General features: G+C 37.9%; 19 protein-coding genes and 1 pseudogene. 7 read left to right on the top strand and 13 right to left on the bottom strand.

Annotation, left to right across the window (positions count from 1 at the left end; all coding sequences use genetic code 11):
• Positions 1-68: 68 nt before the first annotated feature.
• Both tatC and ESU54_RS11675 read right to left on the bottom strand, forming a co-directional pair.
• Complete coding sequence (tatC, locus tag ESU54_RS11680) at positions 69-911, bottom strand: twin-arginine translocase subunit TatC (RefSeq protein ID WP_111845191.1); 843 nt, start codon at positions 909-911, stop codon at positions 69-71.
• Positions 911-1,876, bottom strand: coding sequence for a KpsF/GutQ family sugar-phosphate isomerase (locus tag ESU54_RS11675; protein ID WP_111845190.1), 966 nt, complete (start codon positions 1,874-1,876; stop codon positions 911-913). The genes tatC and ESU54_RS11675 overlap by 1 nt, the downstream gene beginning before the upstream one ends.
• A gap of 203 nt (positions 1,877-2,079) precedes the next feature.
• Between ESU54_RS11675 and ESU54_RS11670 the strand changes: the two genes are divergently transcribed.
• On the top strand, positions 2,080-4,272 hold the full coding sequence (locus ESU54_RS11670; protein ID WP_111845189.1) for a RecQ family ATP-dependent DNA helicase: 2,193 nt from the start codon (positions 2,080-2,082) through the stop codon (positions 4,270-4,272).
• Between the two features lie 114 nt (positions 4,273-4,386).
• On the opposite strand, the gene ESU54_RS11665 is transcribed toward ESU54_RS11670, so the two are convergent.
• From ESU54_RS11665 to ESU54_RS11635, 7 genes are all read right to left on the bottom strand, one after another.
• Positions 4,387-4,845 carry a hypothetical protein gene (locus ESU54_RS11665; RefSeq protein WP_146744017.1) on the bottom strand — a complete coding sequence of 153 codons (459 nt, stop codon included), beginning with the start codon at positions 4,843-4,845 and terminating at the stop codon, positions 4,387-4,389.
• A 68-nt stretch (positions 4,846-4,913) separates the two neighbouring features.
• Positions 4,914-5,972, bottom strand: coding sequence for a nucleoid-associated protein (locus tag ESU54_RS11660; protein ID WP_111845187.1), 1,059 nt, complete (start codon positions 5,970-5,972; stop codon positions 4,914-4,916).
• Positions 5,973-6,068: 96 nt separating this feature from the next.
• Complete coding sequence (locus ESU54_RS11655) at positions 6,069-6,584, bottom strand: IS1096 element passenger TnpR family protein (protein ID WP_111845186.1); 516 nt, start codon at positions 6,582-6,584, stop codon at positions 6,069-6,071.
• A gap of 77 nt (positions 6,585-6,661) precedes the next feature.
• On the bottom strand, positions 6,662-7,681 hold the full coding sequence (locus ESU54_RS11650; RefSeq protein ID WP_111845221.1) for a COX15/CtaA family protein: 1,020 nt from the start codon (positions 7,679-7,681) through the stop codon (positions 6,662-6,664).
• 76 nt (positions 7,682-7,757) lie between these two features.
• A complete protein-coding gene (locus ESU54_RS11645; RefSeq protein ID WP_111845185.1) occupies positions 7,758-9,185 on the bottom strand; it encodes a CCA tRNA nucleotidyltransferase in 1,428 nt (475 codons plus the stop codon).
• Between the two features lie 221 nt (positions 9,186-9,406).
• Positions 9,407-9,967, bottom strand: a complete 561-nt coding sequence (locus tag ESU54_RS11640; RefSeq protein WP_111845184.1) for an L-threonylcarbamoyladenylate synthase — start codon at positions 9,965-9,967, stop codon at positions 9,407-9,409.
• Between the two features lie 90 nt (positions 9,968-10,057).
• Positions 10,058-11,044, bottom strand: a complete 987-nt coding sequence (locus tag ESU54_RS11635; protein WP_111845183.1) for a glycosyltransferase — start codon at positions 11,042-11,044, stop codon at positions 10,058-10,060.
• Between the two features lie 219 nt (positions 11,045-11,263).
• Between ESU54_RS11635 and ESU54_RS11630 the strand changes: the two genes are divergently transcribed.
• Complete coding sequence (locus ESU54_RS11630; RefSeq protein ID WP_111845182.1) at positions 11,264-12,484, top strand: glycosyltransferase; 1,221 nt, start codon at positions 11,264-11,266, stop codon at positions 12,482-12,484.
• Positions 12,485-12,546: 62 nt separating this feature from the next.
• Here the strand turns inward: ESU54_RS11630 and ESU54_RS11625 are convergent, their stop codons facing one another.
• Positions 12,547-13,488: a glycosyltransferase family 2 protein gene (locus ESU54_RS11625; RefSeq protein WP_160113293.1), complete on the bottom strand. Its 942-nt coding sequence runs from the start codon at positions 13,486-13,488 to the stop codon at positions 12,547-12,549.
• A gap of 74 nt (positions 13,489-13,562) precedes the next feature.
• On the opposite strand from ESU54_RS11625, the gene ESU54_RS11620 reads away from it, so the two are divergent.
• Both ESU54_RS11620 and ESU54_RS11615 read left to right on the top strand, forming a co-directional pair.
• Positions 13,563-14,432 (top strand): hypothetical protein, encoded by an 870-nt coding sequence (locus ESU54_RS11620; protein WP_111845180.1) that lies wholly within the window; start codon positions 13,563-13,565, stop codon positions 14,430-14,432.
• Positions 14,429-15,214 carry a glycosyltransferase family 2 protein gene (locus tag ESU54_RS11615; RefSeq protein ID WP_111845179.1) on the top strand — a complete coding sequence of 262 codons (786 nt, stop codon included), beginning with the start codon at positions 14,429-14,431 and terminating at the stop codon, positions 15,212-15,214. Before ESU54_RS11620 ends, ESU54_RS11615 begins: the two co-directional genes overlap by 4 nt.
• 2 nt (positions 15,215-15,216) lie before the next feature.
• Here ESU54_RS11615 and ESU54_RS11610 read toward each other — a convergent pair whose 3' ends face one another.
• Complete coding sequence (locus tag ESU54_RS11610; protein WP_111845178.1) at positions 15,217-15,978, bottom strand: glycosyltransferase family 2 protein; 762 nt, start codon at positions 15,976-15,978, stop codon at positions 15,217-15,219.
• A 59-nt stretch (positions 15,979-16,037) separates the two neighbouring features.
• Between ESU54_RS11610 and ESU54_RS11605 the strand changes: the two genes are divergently transcribed.
• Positions 16,038-16,742, top strand: a complete 705-nt coding sequence (locus tag ESU54_RS11605; RefSeq protein WP_170253278.1) for a polysaccharide deacetylase family protein — start codon at positions 16,038-16,040, stop codon at positions 16,740-16,742.
• 25 nt (positions 16,743-16,767) lie between these two features.
• On the opposite strand, the gene ESU54_RS11600 is transcribed toward ESU54_RS11605, so the two are convergent.
• Positions 16,768-17,505, bottom strand: coding sequence for a glycosyltransferase family 2 protein (locus ESU54_RS11600; protein WP_111845177.1), 738 nt, complete (start codon positions 17,503-17,505; stop codon positions 16,768-16,770).
• 104 nt (positions 17,506-17,609) lie between these two features.
• Here ESU54_RS11600 and ESU54_RS18270 point away from each other — a divergent pair.
• Both ESU54_RS18270 and ESU54_RS18265 read left to right on the top strand, forming a co-directional pair.
• Positions 17,610-18,428, top strand: a pseudogene (locus ESU54_RS18270) (glycosyltransferase family 2 protein); the annotation flags it as partial.
• On the top strand, positions 18,420-19,295 hold the full coding sequence (locus ESU54_RS18265) for a glycosyltransferase family 2 protein (RefSeq protein ID WP_394348871.1): 876 nt from the start codon (positions 18,420-18,422) through the stop codon (positions 19,293-19,295). The pseudogene ESU54_RS18270 and the gene ESU54_RS18265, both read left to right, overlap by 9 nt.
• On the opposite strand, the gene ESU54_RS11590 is transcribed toward ESU54_RS18265, so the two are convergent.
• Complete coding sequence (locus ESU54_RS11590) at positions 19,292-20,365, bottom strand: glycosyltransferase family 9 protein (RefSeq protein ID WP_111845175.1); 1,074 nt, start codon at positions 20,363-20,365, stop codon at positions 19,292-19,294. The genes ESU54_RS18265 and ESU54_RS11590 overlap by 4 nt on opposite strands.
• Positions 20,366-20,401 lie beyond the last annotated feature (36 nt).

Below are 20,401 nucleotides of genomic sequence, written 5' to 3'. Positions count from 1 at the left end.
TAAATTTTAATTCTTAAGAGAATAAACGATTTTTCACTAACTACTAACTACTAACTACTAACCACTGACTAAAGACCACTCTCTTTTTTCCTTTTTCTTTCTTCTCGCTTCTGGTTCCTAATCACAATCTTTGAAATATAAATACTTATTTCATATAGAATTAGTATCGGGATGGCAACGATAACCTGACTTACAATATCGGGCGGTGTAATAATTGCGGAAAGCACCAAAACTATTATCAAAGCGAACTTCCTGTATTTGCGAAGGCTTTCTGGCGTTACCAAACCTATTTTGGTCAATATGTACATCAAGATTGGCAGTTCAAATATAATCCCGCAGGCCAATACCGAAGTGCGCACTAGCGAAATATAACTGTCCAAATCGAAATCGTTGAAAACCTCTTTACTCACTTGATAATTTCCCAAAAAGTTGATGGAAAGCGGGGTGATAAGGTAATATCCAAACAAAACCCCCATAAAGAAAAGTACGGATGCAATAAAAATAAAGCCACGGCTTGTTTTGCGCTCCTTTTCCTTTAAACCTGGGCTAATGAATTTCCAAAATTCATAAAGAATATAAGGGAAGGCAATAATAATTCCAGCGTAAATAGAGGTCCACATATGTGCAGAAAATTGGCCTGCCATTGTTCTACTTTGAATACGGAAAGGCATTTCCTGGAAACAGAAAGTATCCATTCCCAAAGAGCGGGAAATGTTGCAGAACATTCTATAAGTTGGGAAATCTGGGTGTTTAGGCCCAAAAATGAGGGTGTCAAAAATAAAATCCTTAAAAATAAATGCTAATAGTGCAAACACCAATATTGCGAGCGTAGAGCGGATAAGGTGCCAACGCAGCTCCTCTAAATGATCCAAAAAGGACATTTCTTTTTCTGGGGAGGCTTTTTTCTTCATTAAATAATTCCCTCTTTGGTAAGGTTATGAATATGTACCACCCCGCTGTACTTGCCTTTGTCTTCAGCAAGAATCTGGGTGATCCCGAATTTGTCCATCATTTCCATTGCTTCAACTGCCATAGCGTTGTTGGCTATTTTTTTAGGATTGTGGCTCATAATATCCCTTGCGGTCAGTCCTGCAAAACTATCCGTTCTGGTTAACATACGCCTTAAATCGCCATCAGTAATTATGCCTACAATTTTATCATTTTCTACCACGGCGGTTACGCCCAGCATTTTTTCAGAAATTTCGACAATTACTTTTTTAACATCAGTATCGGGACTAACCTGTGGCTTCTCATTAAGTGAAGTAAGATTGCTCACTCTCAAATATAGTTTTTTTCCCAAAGAACCACCTGGATGGAATTTTGCAAAATCCTTGCTGGAAAATCCGCGTAGGTCCAAAAGGCACATTGCCAAAGCATCGCCAATCACCAATTGTGCAGTTGTGCTGGTTGTGGGGGCAAGGTTGTTGGGGCAGGCTTCTTTTTCCACATAGGCGTTCAATACAAAATCTGCTTGTTGCCCCAAAAATGATTCCCGGTTTCCGGTAATGGCTATTAATTTGTTGTCAATGGCTTTTATCAATGGCACAAGCACCTTTATTTCGGGCGTGTTTCCGCTTTTGGAAATACAGATAACCGTATCGTTTTCTTGAATAGTTCCAAGATCGCCATGGATGGCATCCGCAGCATGCATGAAGATTGCAGGAGTGCCTGTTGAGTTTAAAGTTGCCACAATTTTGGTGGCAATGTTGGCACTTTTGCCTATTCCGGTAACAATTACCCTTCCCTTGGAGTGATAAATATAATCAACTGCGCCTGCAAACTCTTCGTCCACCAAATGGGCCAAGTTTGCAATGGCTTTACTCTCAGTTTCTATGGTGTTTTTCGCTACGGAAATAATTCTTTCTTTCTTGTTCAAAATTATAATGCTTTTGAATGTTTGTAACTGTATCAGAAATTAGTATATTTAGAATAGAATTTAAATAAATTCAGTAATCTTAAATATTGATACCTTTCTTTTAAGATGCAGTTAGCTTAATACGGTTGCAAAATTACGATTGTTAATCTGTAAAACAATATATTGTTAGCTAAAACTGAATTGCCCATTAAAACCCAACAAGCGTGGCAGAGATTGACATTTATGCAGCCCTAAAGAAATTTTTTGGATTTACCCGTTTTAAGGGTCTGCAGGAGGAAGTAGTAAAAAGCATCCTCAACGGTAACAATACGTTCGTGGTAATGCCCACGGGTGGCGGAAAGTCGCTTTGTTATCAACTTCCGGCGCTAATGCAGGAAGGAACGGCAATCGTGGTTTCACCACTTATTGCATTGATGAAAAACCAGGTTGATGCCCTGCGCGCCCTTTCTTCGGAAGAAGGAATTGCTCATGTGCTAAACTCCTCCCTAAACAAAACCGAAGTAAAAAAAGTTAAAAGCGACATCGCCAGTGGAGTTACAAAATTGCTTTACGTAGCGCCCGAATCGCTGACCAAAGAAGAATATGTGAATTTTCTGCAAACCCAGAAAATCTCCTTTATGGCTATAGACGAGGCTCACTGCATTAGCGAGTGGGGCCACGATTTTCGACCAGAATACCGAAATCTAAAAAGCATTATTCAACGAATTGGAGACGATATTCCAATAATTGGGCTTACTGCGACCGCAACCCCAAAAGTACAGGAGGATATTCTCAAAAACCTCAATATGCAGGATGCAAACACTTTTAAAGCATCTTTCAACCGCCCAAACCTTTATTATGAAATAAGACCGAAAACCAAAAATGTTGATTCAGATGTTATTCGCTTCGTAAAACAGAACGAAGGCAAAAGCGGGATTATTTATTGCTTAAGTAGAAAAAGGGTAGAAGAGCTTGCTCAAGCCTTGCAGGTAAACGGTATAAAAGCTGTTCCCTATCACGCTGGTCTTGACAGTAAAACCCGCGTAAAGCATCAAGATATGTTTTTGATGGAAGATGTAGATGTGGTAGTGGCTACCATAGCCTTTGGGATGGGAATTGACAAACCAGACGTTCGTTTTGTAATCCATAACGATATTCCCAAAAGTATAGAGAGCTATTATCAGGAAACCGGACGCGGTGGCCGTGACGGTGGGGAGGGGCATTGTCTAGCTTTTTACAGTTATAAAGACATAGAGAAGCTTGAGAAATTTATGAGTGGTAAGCCCGTTGCCGAACAGGAAATTGGACATGCGCTTTTACAGGAAGTGGTCGCTTTTGCCGAAACTTCAATGTCTCGACGAAAATTCATTCTTCATTATTTTGGCGAAGAGTTTGACAATGAAACAGGTGATGGTGGCATGATGGACGATAATATGCGTTACCCTAAGAAGAAACACGAAGCAAAAGACGACGCAAAACAACTTTTGGAAGTGGTTTTTAAAACCAATGAACAATACAGAAGTAAGGAAATTGTCAATGTTTTGATTGGGAAGGTAAACGCACTCATTAAATCACACCGTACCGATGCTCAAGAATATTTTGGTACTGGCGCAAAGCATGATTCACCTTATTGGATGGCTTTGTTGCGTCAATTATTGGTGGCGGGCTATTTGAAAAAGGATATAGAAACCTATGGAGTTATTCATTTAACAGATTTGGGAAAGGAATTTATAAAATCGCCCACCTCTTTTATGATGACCGAAGACCATTCTTTTAAGGATGCCAATGACGACGTAATTGTTACAGCCAATATAGGAGGCGATGTTGCCGACGAAAATCTTTTCAAACTTCTGAAGGCAGAACTTAAAAAGGTGGCGCACAATTTAGATTTGCCCCCATTTGTAATTTTTCAGGAGCCTTCCTTGGAAGATATGGCGCTAAAATATCCTGTAACAATGGAAGAACTTTCCAATGTCCACGGAGTGGGAGAAGGGAAAGCAAAAAAATATGGCAAGTCTTTTTTAAAGTTGATTCAAAATTACGTTGAAGAAAACGACATAATCCGTCCAGAAGATTTTGTTGTAAAATCCACGGGAAGCAATAGTTCACTTAAATTATATATTATTCAAAATGTGGATCGCAAACTTGCTTTGCCTGACATTGCAAATGCCAAAGGTCTCGAAATGCCTGAGTTTATAAAGGAAATGGAAGCCATTGTTTACAGTGGCACCAAACTAAACATTGATTATTGGGTTGATGAGGTTTTAGATGAAGAACAGCAGGAAGAAATCCACGAATATTTTCTTGAGGCCAAAACCGACAATATTGAAGAAGCCTTAGATGAATTTGAAGGCGATTATGACGAAGAAGAATTGCGTTTGTACCGAATAAAATTTATAAGCGAGGTTGGGAATTAGTGGTCAGTAATCAGGGGTCAGTATACAGTGGGAGTAGGTAGCTATAGAGACCTCAATTCAACGCTATAATCTTGGAAGGCTCCATTTTCTTGAATTTGTTATTTGGAATTTCGGCTAAAGTTCCACCAACACTTCATAAACCCCACTTTGGGTATTTTGAGAAAATTCCGAACCCTCAAGGGTCAATTTGTTCAAAACCACATTTGAACAACACACATCTTTTATTTCTTCAGCATCAACAGCCAATGTGAAAATATCGCGCTCTCCCACTTTCAAAAGATAATTAGCAATATTCGTTCCCCAGCCAAAAGGGCCCAAGTTGATAATGTTTATATCATTTTCAGAATTGAAGGTGAATTGCACCTCAGTGTTATTATTGCCCAAATCTAAAACGGCAATATCGGCCGGATCAAAAGTGTGATTGGTAAATATATTTTCGCCAGTAGCCTTGTCTAAAAGTTCAAAACTCAAACGCAATGGCCCAGAAGAACAATCAACATCACACTTGTCCACATTGCAGGAATTTAAAGCAAAAACAGCAATAACCAACAAAATGGAACAACTAATCTTCATAAATTACTGATTACTGATTACTGATTACTGACCACTGACCACTGACCACTGACCAATGACCACTGAAACTAAACCTTCTGTTCTTTATTAAAATACACTAAATAATAATACATCTGCTTCTCCTCATCCCAGCCTTTTTCAATAAATTTTTCGGCGCTTTCGGGATTGATGAAATCCAGTTTTATCTGAATGTTTGTATCCAGATTTATTACGTTTTTTATTTTCTTCCGAGCAGCGGTTACTGCTGTATTCGCAATAGGAAAAGTAGTTAAATCCTCTATGCTGTATTTAGGTGCTTTTTCACTTTTATAATGACGAAATTCTGGAAACAAATCTGGATTGTCTATAACGTCGTTCATAAACGCTGTTTCTTCAAAAGTGTCATTTTTCGCAAAATGATTTACAGCACGGTTCATAAACATCACTTCCTGTTTTTTGTCTTCGGCAGGTAAAACAACGTCCTTTGCAAAATCTTGACAAAATTTTAAATATTTTTTAGTGTGGAAGTTATCATCGGCTAACGCTTCAACCCCAAGAAAACTTTCCAACCAGTAACGAGCATCGTAACGATTGCTGTCTACGGAAAGAATTTTATACCCTTCTTCTTTATTTGAATTGAAAATGATACAACCTTTATCCAATTTATTCAGGTTTACACCGTGTTGCAGCATGGCTTCCAACTGATTTCCATCTTCTGAAAACTGAAGAAAATCCTGTTTCAATTCGCTTTTAAAAATACCGATGGCGTCCATTTTTACGTTGTCCAATTGCACGTTTTCAAGATAGGCCACATAAACCTCGCCACTTTTAATATGTGGATGTTCGGATTGATTGTAAAGATAAGTAGCCATTTTTCGGCTCTCTTCGTGGATGTTTTGCGGATTGTCAAATATTTTTGAAGTACTGTTAAAGAGTTCGTGAAACTCTAAATCTGCTTCGTGCGAAAACTTAAAATAGTTTTCTTCCTTATCGCGAAAAGGTTTCAGAAAGAATTCCTTCAACAATGGCGTAAGCTCATCATCTGTTTTATAAGGTTCTGCAGAAAGAAAAATAGCTTCGTTTCGGCTTTTGTTACCCACTCGGTGTATGGAAAGGGATTCAATGTGGGTACTGAAAAGATTGATCATATTTGAAATGGGAAATTAAAAATGTAAAATTAAAATGTGAAATGTAAATTTGATTTTTTCATACCGACAACCGACAACCAACAACTGACAACCAAATCAATTCCAGTTTTCGTCAAAATCGAGGTTGTCGTAATCTTCGGGATCCAGATCGAATTCTTCGTCAAAATCGTCTTCCCCTTCAATGGGTTCTGATATGAATTCCTTTTCGGGTGCTTCTTCTGGAATTTGGCCGTGTGAGTACATCAAATTTGGATAAATCTGGCCGGCTTCAACTTCAGCAATATCGGCAAGTTCCACCATAAACGTCCACATATTTAGAAAATCATATACATATAGGAGACGTGTTTTTTCTTTGTCAACAACATCTTCCAAATAAGTTTCGCCCATAATGCGAATACCTTCTGGCTCATCGCTTACGTCAAAAAGGGAGATTTCCTCGCCTTCTTCCCATAAATCGTTACTCGTATAAAAAGAAGCCATTTCCTGCCCATCAAACCCAAAGGATTGGGTAATGGCATTGTGAAAATCTTCCAATGTGGCCGAAGCTTCTATTTCTAAGTCGCGGAAAACGTCTTCGTGAGTGTCGAGGATTATTCTGAAACGGTAAATCATTTATCTAATTTTTTTGGACTGCAAAGTTATTAAAAAGTAGGCAGTATTCAATTGCAGTTTGCGGTTTTGCTTGTGTTTTATTTCGAAAATCTATGTAACACAAAAGTCATTGCAGCAAGCAGGAAAAATGCCGTTACTTGGTGCAAAACTCCCAAAACAACAGGCACATGGAGGATCAGCGTGAAAATCCCTAAGGTGAATTGCACCAATACCAAAAGCAACAAAACATTTATTCCGCTTTTCTGACGAAGCGTGAGCTGCAATTTTCGGGTTTTGTACCATATTAAGAAAATCATTCCCACAACTGCATAAGCCATATATCGATGAAAAAACTGTACACCACTTTTGCCCTCTACAAAGTTTTTCCAAAGAGGAACTTGTTCTGTATAAACTGTTTCGTGTATCCATTCGCCATCGTTCATCAGTGGCCAATGGTTGTGGATAAAACCAGCATCGAGGCCTGCTACAAAGGCACCCCAAATAATCTGAATAAGCAGGATTGCCATTCCAACCCTAATAATGTTGCGAATATATTTATTGATTTCTTTTTTAACAGGATACCACAGATCCAATGCCACCCATAACGTATATGCAAAAGTTATAAAGGCGGTTGTTAAGTGCATAGCAAGCCGGTAATGACTCACATCCGGTCGGTCCACCAAACCGCTTTTTACCATATACCAACCCAAAAACCCTTGAAATGCACCCAAGCACATTAAAATTATTGCTTTTTTGATTGTGGGTTTTGTAAGTTGTTTTTTCAAAAGAAAATAGAGGAAGGGAATTATAAAAACTACACCCAAAAATCTTCCCAGAAAACGATGTAACCATTCCCAGAAATAGATATCCTTAAAATCCTCCAAACTGAAATGGTTGTTCAGTTTTTGGTATTCCGGAAATTGTTTGTAATGGTCAAATTCCGCAATCCATTGTGCTTCATTCAAGGGCGGTAAAGTGCCTGAAATAAGTTTGTAGCTTGATATTGAAAGCCCAGAGTGCGTGAGTCGCGTGATTCCGCCAACGACTACCATCACAAAAATTAGGAAACATCCTGCGAGGAGCCAGTATATTACTTTTTTATTGTCTTTGTTTGCCACGAATTCAAGATTTATTATTTGATATTTTTTAGTTTTAAAGCTTAAAGTTGAAAAATCAGCAATCAGCAATCAGCAATCAGCAATCAGCAATCGTTAATCCAATTTCCGCTCCCTTCTTCAACATAAATTCCTTCGCGGCTTCGTATTCATTTGGAATTTCACCTTCAAGGATTGCTTCTTTTATGGCGTCTTTAATAATGCCTATTTCGCGTGAAGGTTTCAAATTGAACGTCTTCATAATTTCTTCACCAGTTACTGGAGGCTGAAAGTTTCTAACTTGATCGCGTTCTTCCACTTCTACTATTTTGTCGCGCACCAACTGAAAATTGGAGTGATACTTTTTGTACTTCTTCGGGTTTTTAGTGGTTATATCTGCTTCACAAAGAGTCATTAAATCTTCTACATTTTCACCTGCGTCAAAAATCAAACGCCTTACGGCGCTATCAGTAACTTCACTTGCCAAAACAATAGGACGCGAGCTCATCATAACCATTTTTTGGACGAATTTCATCTTTTCGTTCAAGGGCATCTTCAAGCGTTTGAATAGTTTATAAACCATTTTTGCACCCACAAACTCGTGTGCGTGAAAAGTCCACCCCAGTTTTTTATCAAACTTTTTTGTCGGCGCTTTCCCAATGTCGTGAAGCAAAGCAGCCCAACGCAACCAAAGGTCGTCTGTAGCATTTGAAATATTATCGACCACTTCCAGCGTATGCCAAAAGTTGTCTTTATGGGTCTGTCCTTCAATCTCGTCAATGCCCTGCAGAGCAACCAATTCTGGTAAAATAAAAGGCAATAAGCCCGTTTTATGCAGCAGGGAAAAACCTTTTGAAGGCACTTCTGAAAGCAATATTTTGTTGAGCTCGTCAACAATCCGTTCTTTGGAAATAATTTTTATGCGGTCAGCATTCCTAGTGATCGCTTCCAAAGATTCCTTTTCAATTATGAAATTCAATTGGGTTGCAAACCGAATGGCGCGAAGCATCCGCAATGGGTCGTCGCTATAGGTAATATCTGGATCGAGCGGCGTTCGGATTATCTTTTTTTGAAGATCTTCAATACCGTTGAATGGGTCGAGCAACGCTCCAAAATTTTCATTACTAAGGCTTAGTGCCAAAGCGTTTATTGTAAAATCCCTTCGGTTTTGATCATCTTCCAAAGTGCCATTTTCTACTGCAGGATTTCGGCTTTCCTCGGAATAGGATTCTTTTCGTGCTCCAACGAACTCAAGTTCGATACCACCACTTTTCAGCATTGCAGTGCCGTAGGTTTTGAATACGGAAACTTTTGGTTTTCCTGGCAAGAGTCTTGAAACTTCTTCAGCTAAATCAATTCCGCTTCCAACCGCAACTATATCAATGTCTTTCGCTTCGCCGCGTTTCAAAATAAAATCACGAACAAAACCTCCAATTACGTAGCTTTCCAAGTTTAGGTTTTCGGAAGCTTTGGAAATAGTTCTAAAAATTGGGCTTTTTAAAGCGGATATGTAGGATGGTTTTACCACGAATACACGAATGTTTTTTTATGTTTAATGCGGTGTGTTTTACCACGAATGCACGAATTTTCTATTTAAACTGATGTTTTTTTAACCACAAAGTTCACTAAGAAAGGCACAAAGTTCACAAAGGTATTTAAATAAAGGCTTTGTGGTCTTTGTGTAAAACTTTGTGCACTTTGTGGTTAAATATTATATTTTGCTAACCAAAAGACATTCGTTTAAACAATTTACTTCCGAATAACCTTCACCGACCCATCATTTTTCAACTTAATGATCGCCGAAGGCTTTTCTGATTTTTTTTGGTGATGCAAATTTACAACATAGTCCACGCCTTCCAAAATTAAGGGGTCTATTTCGGCATAACTTTGTGGCGTTTTTTTTCCTGAAATATTAGCCGATGTAGAAACCAGCGGCCTGCGGAATTTCTGTATTAATTTTTTGCAAAATTCATCCTTGGTTACCCGAATGGCGAGCGAATTGTCTTCAGCAATAATATTCTCAGCTACGCGAATTGGGTCGTCATAAATGATTGTGGTTGGTTTTTTGGCGTATTTCAAAATATCATAAGCTACTTCAGGTACGTTCTCAACATATTCATTCAACATTCTGAAATCGTTCACTAAGCATATCAGCGATTTTTCGTCGCTTCTTTCTTTCAGTTTAAAAACTTTATCAATGGCATCGGGGTTTGTGGCATCGCAGCCTATTCCCCAAACGGTGTCCGTGGGATAGAGGATGAGGCCGCCTTTTTTTAGTACAAGTAATGCGTTATCAATTTCTTCTTTCATCTGTCTAAAATATTTGTTTTTTAAAGGACAGATGGAACATCCTTAATAGACATGCCACTGTGTGATTAAAAATTAATAATGTATGTTTCATTATATCAAAGGTTTTACTTGGTTCTTTTTTGTTATGTACGTGGGGTTTTCAGTGTGTAAGGTTTCACCAAAAATCACTTTTTCGTATAATTTTAGATATTCCAAAGTCATTTTTCGGGCATTGAAATGCTCCTTTGCATAGCGATGGCAAGCTTGTGGGTCATATTTAAAATTGCGAAGGGCTTCTGCTAATTCATTGGAATCATTTGATGCAAGTCCTACTTCCGGACTTAAAAGTTCGGGTAGCGAACCGTTTGTGGTGCAAAACACGGCACAGCCTGCATACAGACTCTCAATGATGACCAGGCCAAAAGGCTCGTGCCATTCAACAGGAAAAACCAAAGCTTTCGATTTTTCCATAATCTTCATTTTTTCAGTATCGCCTAACATTCCCAAAAAAGTGATTTTCGGATTTAAAACATAACGTAACCCACGGGTAAAATTACGGGAAGTCCATCGTTCTCCACCCATTACCATTAGCTTTCCCTTTGCTTTTGCAACTATTTTAGCAGCCCCGAATACGTTTTTTACCCTACGCGAAGCCTTTCCCAAAAAATGAAAATAGGTTCGTGGCTTATCTAAATCGGGCATTCCATAATCGCCCCAATACAGACCGTTGTGTACAAATACATCTGAATTATAGCGCTCAGCTTGATTTCTGGAAATAAAAACAGTGTTCGTATCTATGTGTTCGTCCGGCTTGGGATTGCCGTGCATCGTTATAATATAGGGTTTGTTGATGGGCTGTCTGGGAGGATAATTGAAATGTACAAGGTCAACATCTTCTGGTATTTGGTCGTTCAGGTTCTTGGTTTGGTCCAGCGGAATACTCCCAGCAAAATCGCCCGTAAAACCGTCGGGCACCAAAAAGGTAACTTTATGGCCAAGTTCGTGAAGGCATTTTCCAAGTCCCCAGATAACGCGTTCGGTCCCTCCGTATTTTAGAGCGGGAATAGGGCCGGACCAATCAACTATTAGAATGTGCATAACAGGTTTTTACTGGTTTGTTTTGTTCACTTTTCATGGTCCTTTGTTCTTAAAAAACCTTAAAAATAGGCTATTTTAAGCAAAAACGGAACAATGGCAAAGGTAGGGGCAAAAAGTTCTACACGAGACATTTTGAAGGTGAATTTATAATCCGAAAACTTGTTTTAATCTATAAAAGCTTCTAAATGGTTTTGTAGCTTTACCAACAAATTTAAGTGGATGTATAAAAAACTGAAACACTATATTAGAAATCGAAAACTCGAAAAAAAGTTACGGATAAAAGCTGAGAATCTGGATTTCTCGAATTTTGATAAAGCCAAAAAAGGGGTTCTCATTATAGACAGTATTGTTCCAGAATATGACCGGGATTCAGGTTCTCGCCGTCTTTTCCACATTATTGAAATAATGCTGAAGCGCGGTTTCAATGTTTTTTTGATGGCGGATTCGAAAGAATATAAGTTTAAAAATCAATACTGTGAGGTTTATAGAAAGATGGGGGCAGTAGTTTACGAACCAGCTTTAGATGAAAATAATAAACTTATAGACCGCAAAAGATTCATTCAAATAGTAAGTCCGAATATTGAATTTGCATGGCTCCACCGACCTGATGTTTTTTATAAATATTATGCATTGGTAAAAAAATATTCGAGGTCAAAACTGATTTTTGATATGGTCGATTTTCACTATTTGCGATTTAAGCGTGAGTGGGAGCGGAGCAAAAACCCATCGATTGAAAAGGCAATGAGAAAATATTTGAAAATAGAACTTCATAATGCCGAGATGGCCAATATAGTAGTGCCAATAACGGATGATGATAAAATGGAATTGCTTCCGCTCCTTGGTAAAGAAACAAAAATGGTGGTCGTAGGCAACATACATCAATTCAAAAGCGATAATTTTGGTTTTAAAAATTTCAACCAACGAGAAAACCTTTTATTTATAGGAAGTTTTCTGCACACACCAAATTTGGATGCAGTAAAATATCTTCACAATAAAATCCTTCCAAATTTGCTAAAGATACTTCCAACATTGAAAATTGATATAATTGGAAGTTATGCACCTCAAGAAATCTTGGACCTCAATTCTGAGAATTTTAGAATTTTGGGTTTTGTTGAGGATATTTCGGAATATTTCAATAGTGCAAAATTATTTGTTGCTCCTCTGGCTTTTGGAGCGGGAATCAAAGGAAAAATTGGACAGAGTCTAGAGTTTGGGCTTCCGTTGGTAACTACTGAAATAGGTGCCGAAGGTTTCGATTTCTCATCTAATGCAGAATTAATGATTGCTCCCATTGATAATCCAGAAGTTTTTGCTGAAAAGATTATTTCACTTTATACAAATGAAAATTTCTGGAATAGTGTAAGTGAAAATTCTGAAAAAATATTGGAACCTTTTTCACTGGCCAAGATTGAAGAAAGAATAATGGAAGTTCTGAAATAAAACCTTTACTTAAATATTTCACCACAAATCCGTCTGTCAGCGGATAGGTAAGTGATTGTTTTTTAATCCCTTTCAAGCTGTTTTTGTTGGTGCCGAAGAGAATGTGACAAACTCTCGCCCCGAAAAAGCAGAAATTTCAGTAATGGGCGGTACTTCGGTTTAAAAGGTGCTTTATATATATAAGTAAATAACAAGAAGTTTTTTATAATCCAAAATTTAAAAAAACCAAGATTTTTCCGAACCACATATAAATAGGAAAGCAAATGCTCCTTCTCCATCAACCGATTTATGCCTCCGCTCTTTCCTTCCAAATGAACGTAGTTTAGTTGTGGCAGAAAAAAGGTTTTGTAACCAAGTTTTTTTAAACGGTAACAAAGGTCGAATTCTTCGTAATAAAGAAAAATATTTGGGTCGAAGCCACCACATTCGCGATAGGCTTTTGCGCTAAAAAATATAAAACTACCAATCACGAAATCCACTTGGGTTGGCATTTTTAAATCTGCGTTTATTTTTATGATTCTTGCATCAGTTCTGTACAAAAATTTTCTTCCAAATAATTTATAACGAACCCCTTCAAAAGGACGGTGCGAAATAGTTTTTCTGCCATCGCCATCCAAGATTTGAATTCCGCAAACGCCAGCATCTGTATGGCTTTTCATAAAAGCAACCATTTCTGAAAAACAATCTTCAGTAAAAAGAACATCGCTGTTTATAAAGGCAAAATAATGCCCCTTGGCTTGCTGTGAGCCCAATACATTGCCAGCTCCGAACCCCAGATTTATTTGGCTTCGGAGCACTTTGCAATCGTCTTGATTTTGAAATGTATTTTCAAGCGCAACTCCTTCGTTGTTTGCCGAAGCATTATCTACAATTATATATTCAACAGAAACATTGAGCGGAGTGTGTTTTTTAATCGAAGCCACACAATCCAACGTTAATTGAAAGGTGTTGTAATTCAAAATTATGACCGAAACAAGCGGTTTTGCGGAAGTGGTTTTTTCCAAAATTTAATCTGTTTGGTTTGCCAAAGGCTTTAAAAATAGGCTATTTTTGTGAATAAACTAACCATCACAAAGGTATGTCTAAAAAAATTCACGTCGGTTTTTTGTTGTCCTACGATTATGAAAACCTCAAAAAAGCCATTCCCCCGGTTTATGAAGATGCTGATGCCATCTTTATTGCCGAGGACAAAGAATACAGAACCTGGTCTGGTGAAAGATTTGAGGTTTCACCATCATTTTACGATTGGTTGAAGGAATTCGACACTGAGAATAAAATACAGATTTATAAGGATAATTTCTACCTACCTGAGCTTTCCGCTATTGAAAACGATACACGGGAACGCACCCTACTTTCTGAAAAAATGGGTGTTGGCAACTGGCTGGTGCAAGTAGATGCCGACGAATATTTTATCGACTTCAAAAGTTTTGTAAAAACGCTTCGCAAATATGATAGCTTTCTGAAAAACCCAGAAAAAACGCCAGTTCAGATCGCCGGATTTCTTATAAATATGTACAAATACACAGATGATGGTTTGCTGTATGTGGATAACCCAACCAAGGTTTTATTGGCAACCAATTACCCAAAATACACTTTTGCGCGTCAAAATAGGAAGCGTATTATTTATACAGACAACCTTTTGATGCACGAATGTATTTCGCGCAGTGAAAAAGATTTAATGACAAAGTTAACCAACTGGGGACATTCCAAGGATTTTGATATTGAAAAGTACGTTGAAAAATGGCGATCGGTGAATAAGGACAATTATAAAGAAATGCAGGATTTTTTCTACTTACAGCCAGAAGGATGGAAAAAATTGGATTATATAGGCTCAAAAGATATGGATGAAATTAAAATGCAGTTGAACACAAAACCAGAGCTGCATCCTTCGTCCTTTTTTCTTTTCAAAAAGAATATCGGACAATATTTTAAACACCTTTTTAAATGAATACCTCACTACTTATTTCCACATATAACTGGCCTGAAGCATTGGAATTAGTGCTTTTGAGCGTCCACAACCAAACCGACCCCCCCAATGAGATATTAATAGCCGATGATGGTTCTTCGGAAGTGACAAAAAACTTAATTGAAGATTTTAAAAAGAAAATGTTTGTGCCAATTCTTCATTTTTGGCACGAGGACAAAGGTTTTCGAAAAGCAATAATTTTAAACAAGGCCATCGCTGCCGCAACTGGCGACTATATTATTCAAGTGGATGGCGATTGTATTATGCACAAAGATTTTGTGCGAGATCACAAAGCTTTGGCGCAACCTAATGTGTATCTTTTCGGAAGCCGGGTGAACATTCAGGAAGAATTTCTTCCGAAGCTGTTTGCTTCGCAAAAGATAAAATTCAACTTCTTTGACAAAGGCATAAAAAAACGCACTCGGAACCTGCGTGTTCCAGCATTGAGCAACCTTTATAAAACCTCAGCTGAAGTCTCAGAGAAAATGCGTGGTTGTAATGTTTCCTTTTGGAAAAAGGATGTGATTGCCGTAAACGGGTACAATGAAGAATTTGAGGGCTGGGGTAGGGAAGACTCCGAATTGATTATACGGATGATGCATAACGGCGTGATGGGCAGAAGGCTTCGCTACCGTGGGATTGTATATCATATTTGGCACAAAGTGAAAGACCAAAGCCGTTTTAAAATTAACGATACACTTCAGGAAAAAGCGATTGCAGAAGGAACCAAATGGTGTGAAAAGGGAATTGATAAATATTTGTAATCTCAATTAATCTTCCTGTACAGCAACCAAAGATTTACATACCTTTTAAAAACTGAAAAGGCGCTCACATATGCCAAAATGAAACCTTCTTTTCCGTCCAAAATTCCCAGTCTGAAAATAAACTGGTTGCAAAAACGATAAAATGGACGAAATAGAAAATGATAATAGTTGGGCCTCTTTCCCTTTTTATAGAGCATTTCCGCTTGCAATGCACTGTATAGATGCGACTTAGCTGTATAGTCGTCAAAAGATTTGTAGGTATAGTGCGGCAGTGTGTGTTTTAAATTTTCGCTTTTACCCCCAACTTCCAAGGTTTCGTGCACCAAATTTGCGTTGTATTGGCAATGGTTTTTATTGAAAAAACGCACGATGTAATCATTCTGCAAACCACTGTATTTTATGCGTTTTCCCATAAAATAGAAATCGCGTTTTACGAAATAGGCTATAGCTTTCGGGTTTTTGGCTTTTTCAATTATTTCGTTTGCCAATGATGGGGTTATCTCTTCATCCAAATCAAAAAAAGTGACCCAATCGTTTTTTGCTTTCGAAATGGCGAAGTTTTTTTGAGCCGAAAAATTATCAAACTTGCGTTGGTAAACTGTAACTTTTTCGTGCTTTGAAGCCAAAGCCACTGTTTCATCACTGCTGAAGGAATCTACAATCACAATTTCATCTGCAAACCAAAGGCTTTTTAGATACCCTTCGATATTGTGCGCTTCGTTGAGCGTAATGGCAATAGCAGTAATTTTTACAGGGTTTTCCAAAAATGGGTTGTAGTTTGCGTAAAAGTAATAATTTTACAGGTATAAATTTGAAATCTGTTATGGCGAAGCTCCCAATTTTAATGTACCATCATATTACTGTTGAAGAGGGAAAGGGTTTAACCATTTCCATTGAAAAACTTGAAAAGCAATTAAAACATTTGGCTGAAAATGGTTACAAAACATTTCACTTAAAAGAACTGTTGCAAATTAAGGATTTGCCAAAAGGAAAAAATATAGTTATCACCTTTGACGACGGCTATGTAAGCCAGATGGAACTCGCCATTCCTTTGTTAAAAAAATACAAGTTGAAAGCTACTTTTTTTGTGCCTTTGGATTTTCTTGGACAGACAGACAGTTGGAATACTTCTTCCTTGGAAATAATGACTGCGGAACAATTGAAATCCCTCGACCCTAAAATCGTGGAACTCGGTTTTCACTCCTTTTACCATAAAAAATATACCGAACTTTCCAATGCAGAAATTGAGGCCGATACGCGCCGTTGCTTGGAATTCGTTTCGGAAAATAATTTGAACTTTTCTCCCGTTTTGGCCTATCCCTATGGCAAATTCCCAAAGGAAAAAAAACACAATGAAATTTTTAAAAAGATTCTTTCAGCTAATGGAATACAATACGGCTTGCGAATTGGCAACCGAATAAATAACTTCCCTTTTAAAAGGCTTTATGAGATTGAAAGAATTGATGTGAAAGGAGAGTTTTCATTATTGAAATTTCGGCAGAAAATTAGGTTTGGAAAATTGTTTTAAATATAGATTTTTAGATGCTTGGGAGTCATTTCATTCCTCTTTGAAGTAGCATCAACTTCACATACCGTTCAAAAACTCCATAGGCGTTAACGGCTGCAACAGTCATCCCGGGAACCCCGTCGCGGAAACCCCCTTTTAAAATGAAAGAACGGAAAAACCGATAGGTAGGTTTAAAAAGCAAGTGGAACCAAGTGGTTTTTTTCCCTTTATCAAATTGTTGTTGTGCCTGAAACCAAGCGTACGATTCTTTTTTTGATATATAATTATCGAAACCTTTGTAGGTAAAATGGAGCATTTTGTTTTTCAGTTTCCCAATCCTGCCTTCGCATTGCAGTTTTTCGTGCACGGACCCGGAAAATTTAGCACCTTCCCGCTTTACCAATCGCAATACATCGTCGCTGTGATGATATAGAAAACGGTTCATATAAAAATGTGGGAAGTTTATTTTGTAACCGCTGTGTTTTGGGTTTTGGAGCGTTTCCTTTATTTCCGCTTCCAAAGAATGGGTCACGCGTTCGTCGGCATCAACAAAGAGAATCCAATCGCCTGTAGCTTCTTTTAATGCGAAGTTTTTCTGGTTCGAGAAATTATCGAACTTTCGTTGAAGGAATTTGGTGGCGTATTTTTTGGCTATTTCTGGGGTTTTATCAGTACTGAAGGAATCAACCACGATGATTTCATCTGCGAAAGAAACCGAAAAAAGCGCATCTTCAAGAAAGGCTTGCTCGTTGAAAGTGGGTATGATTACTGTTAGCTTTGGCATATTTATTTGCTACAAATTCACGAATTAATGGTTCTTTGATTTTTTCGAAATTACAACTTTTTGTTTCTTGAGCCAACTTCATAAATAACTTTATCTTTGCAATCATGAAGCAACTGGACACTTCCATAATTATCAGCACTTACAATTCCACCGAATGGCTTGAAAAAGTACTCTATGGTTATAACAATCAAACCTATAGACAATTTGAAGTGGTAATTGCCGATGACGGTTCCAATGATGAAACGAGGCAGTTGTTAAAAAGAATGGAAACAGAAGTTTTTTACACCATAGTTCACGTTTGGCACGAGGACAATGGTTTTCAGAAGTCACAAATCCTCAATAAAGCCATCCAACAATGCAGCACCGAATATATTATTATGAGCGATGGCGACTGCATTCCGCGGAAGGATTTTGTGGAGCAACACGTTAAGTATCGTGAGGAAGGCTATTTTCTTTCAGGTGGATATTTTATGTTGCCGATGAAGATTTCCAAAGAAATTAGCAAAGAGGACATTTATTCGGAAAAATGTTTCAATGTTAAGTGGTTGAAGGATCAAGGTTTAAATTATTCCTTTAAAAACAACAAGCTACATTCGGGCCCGTTTAAGGCTTCACTTTTAAACGCTTTTACGCCTACCAATGCCAGCTGGAACGGTCATAACGCTTCTGGGTGGAAGAAAGATATTTTGACTATAAACGGCTTTGACGAACGTATGCAATACGGCGGGCAGGATCGCGAGCTTGGGGAGCGTTTGACCAACTTGGGGATAAAAAGCAAGCAGATTCGCTACAATGCGGTGGTACTGCATTTGGACCATCCGCGCGGTTACAAAAACCAGCAATCCATTGAAAAAAATCTGGCTATTCGCAGACAAACCCGCGATCAAAAAAAGAAATGGACGCCCTACGGAATTGTGAAAAACACAGATACAATACCTTATGTCTCAGTTATTGTTAGTACATACAATCAACCCGAATGGCTTCAAAAAGCACTTTGGGGGTTTGAACAACAACTGGAGAAGAATTTTGAAATTGTTATTGCTGATGATGGTTCTAGGGAAGAAACGAAAAAACTGATCGATTCTTTTAAAGAAAAATCTTCTTTAAAAATAACTCACGTTTGGCAGGAAGACCACGGTTTTCAGAAAACAAAAATTCTGAACAAGGCCATCGTGGCTTCAAAAGGAGAATATCTTATTTTTACAGATGGTGATTGCATTCCTCGGAACGATTTAGTTTCAACGCATTTAGGACTGAGTCGTCCAGGATGTTTTCTTTCTGCGGGTTATTTTAAGCTATCCATGAACATTTCAAAGCAAATCACTAAAAGCGACATTGAAACACAGCGTTGTTTTAATGCAAAATGGCTTTTGAAACACGGGCTTAAAAAAACTTTTAAAATCAATAAACTTACTTCCTACGGATTGAAGGAAGATATATTAAACACTTTCACGCCAACCAGTGCCACTTGGGATGGAAATAATGCTTCCGGTTGGCGCAAAGATGTACTTACAGTAAACGGTTTTGACGAGCGTATGCAATACGGGGGCGAGGACCGCGAAATGGGCGAACGTTTGATGAATTACGGCATAAAACCACAACAAATAAGGTATAGCACCGTAACCTTGCACTTGGATCACGAGCGTAGCTATGTTACCAAAGAAATGTTTGTGAAAAACAAAGCAATTCGAAAAGTAACAAAACAGGAAAAACGTGTTTGGACTAAACACGGTATTGTTAAATCTACAAACCCTGTGAGTCTTCCAAAAGAAGAAATTTTGAAAAATTAGGAAGAAAATTGTGCGAGATGATGCGCTAAAAATGGTTTCAGTTTTGAAAGAATCAATTCTGGCGTCAATTCTTTGTAAAGTGAATGGGGGTCTTCTTCAATGGTTCTTCGTCCTTCCAAGGTGAAGCTGCTGAAAAGGTCAGGTTTTTCTTCTAATAAATGAATGGAATCGTGATAATCGCCATCTTCAAAACTGCACCAATGTTCTTTGTTTACATAAGGCGAATAAATTGTGAACGTTGGTTTGTTTAGGGCTTTGGTGATGTGAACACTTCCGCCTTCATTTGAAACCAGTAGATCACACTTATTCATCAGTTTTATGAAACCTCGGATGGAATCTTCGTAAATGTCGAGGTTTATCTGGTTTTTGTTTTTACAAATTTCATAAACCTTCTTCGCTTCTTCCTTTTGATTGGGTGCGTAGTTAAAGAGCACCGTGCCGCCGTAATTTTCAGTTATATAATCTATTATTTCCACCATATATTCATAGGACATGGATTTTTGGGGCGTACTGCCCAAAATGCCAAGCATAATTACGGGTTTTTGAAGAGAATCGATTCTACTGTATTGTTTTTCTTCTTCCGTCAAGAATATTTTTGGGGCGTATTCGGGTTCTTTCAATTCAAAAACCGAGGCTATCATATTGATTCTATCTTCAATTGCTTTGCCGCAGTTTTTGGAGCGGTGTTCTAAAAAACTTATGGGATGCGTGTAAAAGGGAAGTTTCAATTCTTTATGGGCACGTTTCAGTCCAATTCTGTATTCGGCACCTGAAAAGAGACAGATCAACCTACTTTGCAATTTGGAATAGGGATCAAAAATGATATCGTATTCCTCTTTTTTTATTTTTGAAATGGTCTGAAAAAGCTTTGTGTAACTCTTTAACTCTTTTTCCTTAACTGAGATAATTCGATCAATATTTGGGTTGTTTTCCAAAACACCTGCGGTATACTCATATACAAAATAGGTTACTTCACTTTCGGGAAAAACCTTCTTTATATTATTGGCAATAACGGAGCTGATGAGTACGTCGCCAATTCTTTTGTTTTGTATTACAAGTATCTTCTTCATATAGATTACCTTCGCAAAATACCTTTTTTAAAAGTA

This window comes from Aequorivita antarctica, from assembly GCF_007997155.1.
In the GTDB taxonomy this organism is placed as follows: domain Bacteria; phylum Bacteroidota; class Bacteroidia; order Flavobacteriales; family Flavobacteriaceae; genus Aequorivita; species Aequorivita antarctica.
Note: the sequence above shows the minus strand (reverse complement) of the source record. Positions and strands in the feature narration are given on the sequence as shown.

Coding starts and splice junctions, on each gene's coding strand:
- tatC (WP_111845191.1), bottom strand. CDS start 911: ATGAAGAAAAAAGCCTCCCCAGAAAAAGAAATGTCCTTTTTGGATCAT.
- ESU54_RS11665 (WP_146744017.1), bottom strand. CDS start 4,845: ATGAAGATTAGTTGTTCCATTTTGTTGGTTATTGCTGTTTTTGCTTTA.
- ESU54_RS11660 (WP_111845187.1), bottom strand. CDS start 5,972: ATGATCAATCTTTTCAGTACCCACATTGAATCCCTTTCCATACACCGA.
- ESU54_RS11655 (WP_111845186.1), bottom strand. CDS start 6,584: ATGATTTACCGTTTCAGAATAATCCTCGACACTCACGAAGACGTTTTC.
- ESU54_RS11640 (WP_111845184.1), bottom strand. CDS start 9,967: ATGAAAGAAGAAATTGATAACGCATTACTTGTACTAAAAAAAGGCGGC.
- ESU54_RS11635 (WP_111845183.1), bottom strand. CDS start 11,044: ATGCACATTCTAATAGTTGATTGGTCCGGCCCTATTCCCGCTCTAAAA.
- ESU54_RS11630 (WP_111845182.1), top strand. CDS start 11,264: ATGTATAAAAAACTGAAACACTATATTAGAAATCGAAAACTCGAAAAA.
- ESU54_RS11620 (WP_111845180.1), top strand. CDS start 13,563: ATGTCTAAAAAAATTCACGTCGGTTTTTTGTTGTCCTACGATTATGAA.
- ESU54_RS11615 (WP_111845179.1), top strand. CDS start 14,429: ATGAATACCTCACTACTTATTTCCACATATAACTGGCCTGAAGCATTG.
- ESU54_RS11605 (WP_170253278.1), top strand. CDS start 16,038: ATGGCGAAGCTCCCAATTTTAATGTACCATCATATTACTGTTGAAGAG.
- ESU54_RS11600 (WP_111845177.1), bottom strand. CDS start 17,505: ATGCCAAAGCTAACAGTAATCATACCCACTTTCAACGAGCAAGCCTTT.
- ESU54_RS11590 (WP_111845175.1), bottom strand. CDS start 20,365: ATGAAGAAGATACTTGTAATACAAAACAAAAGAATTGGCGACGTACTC.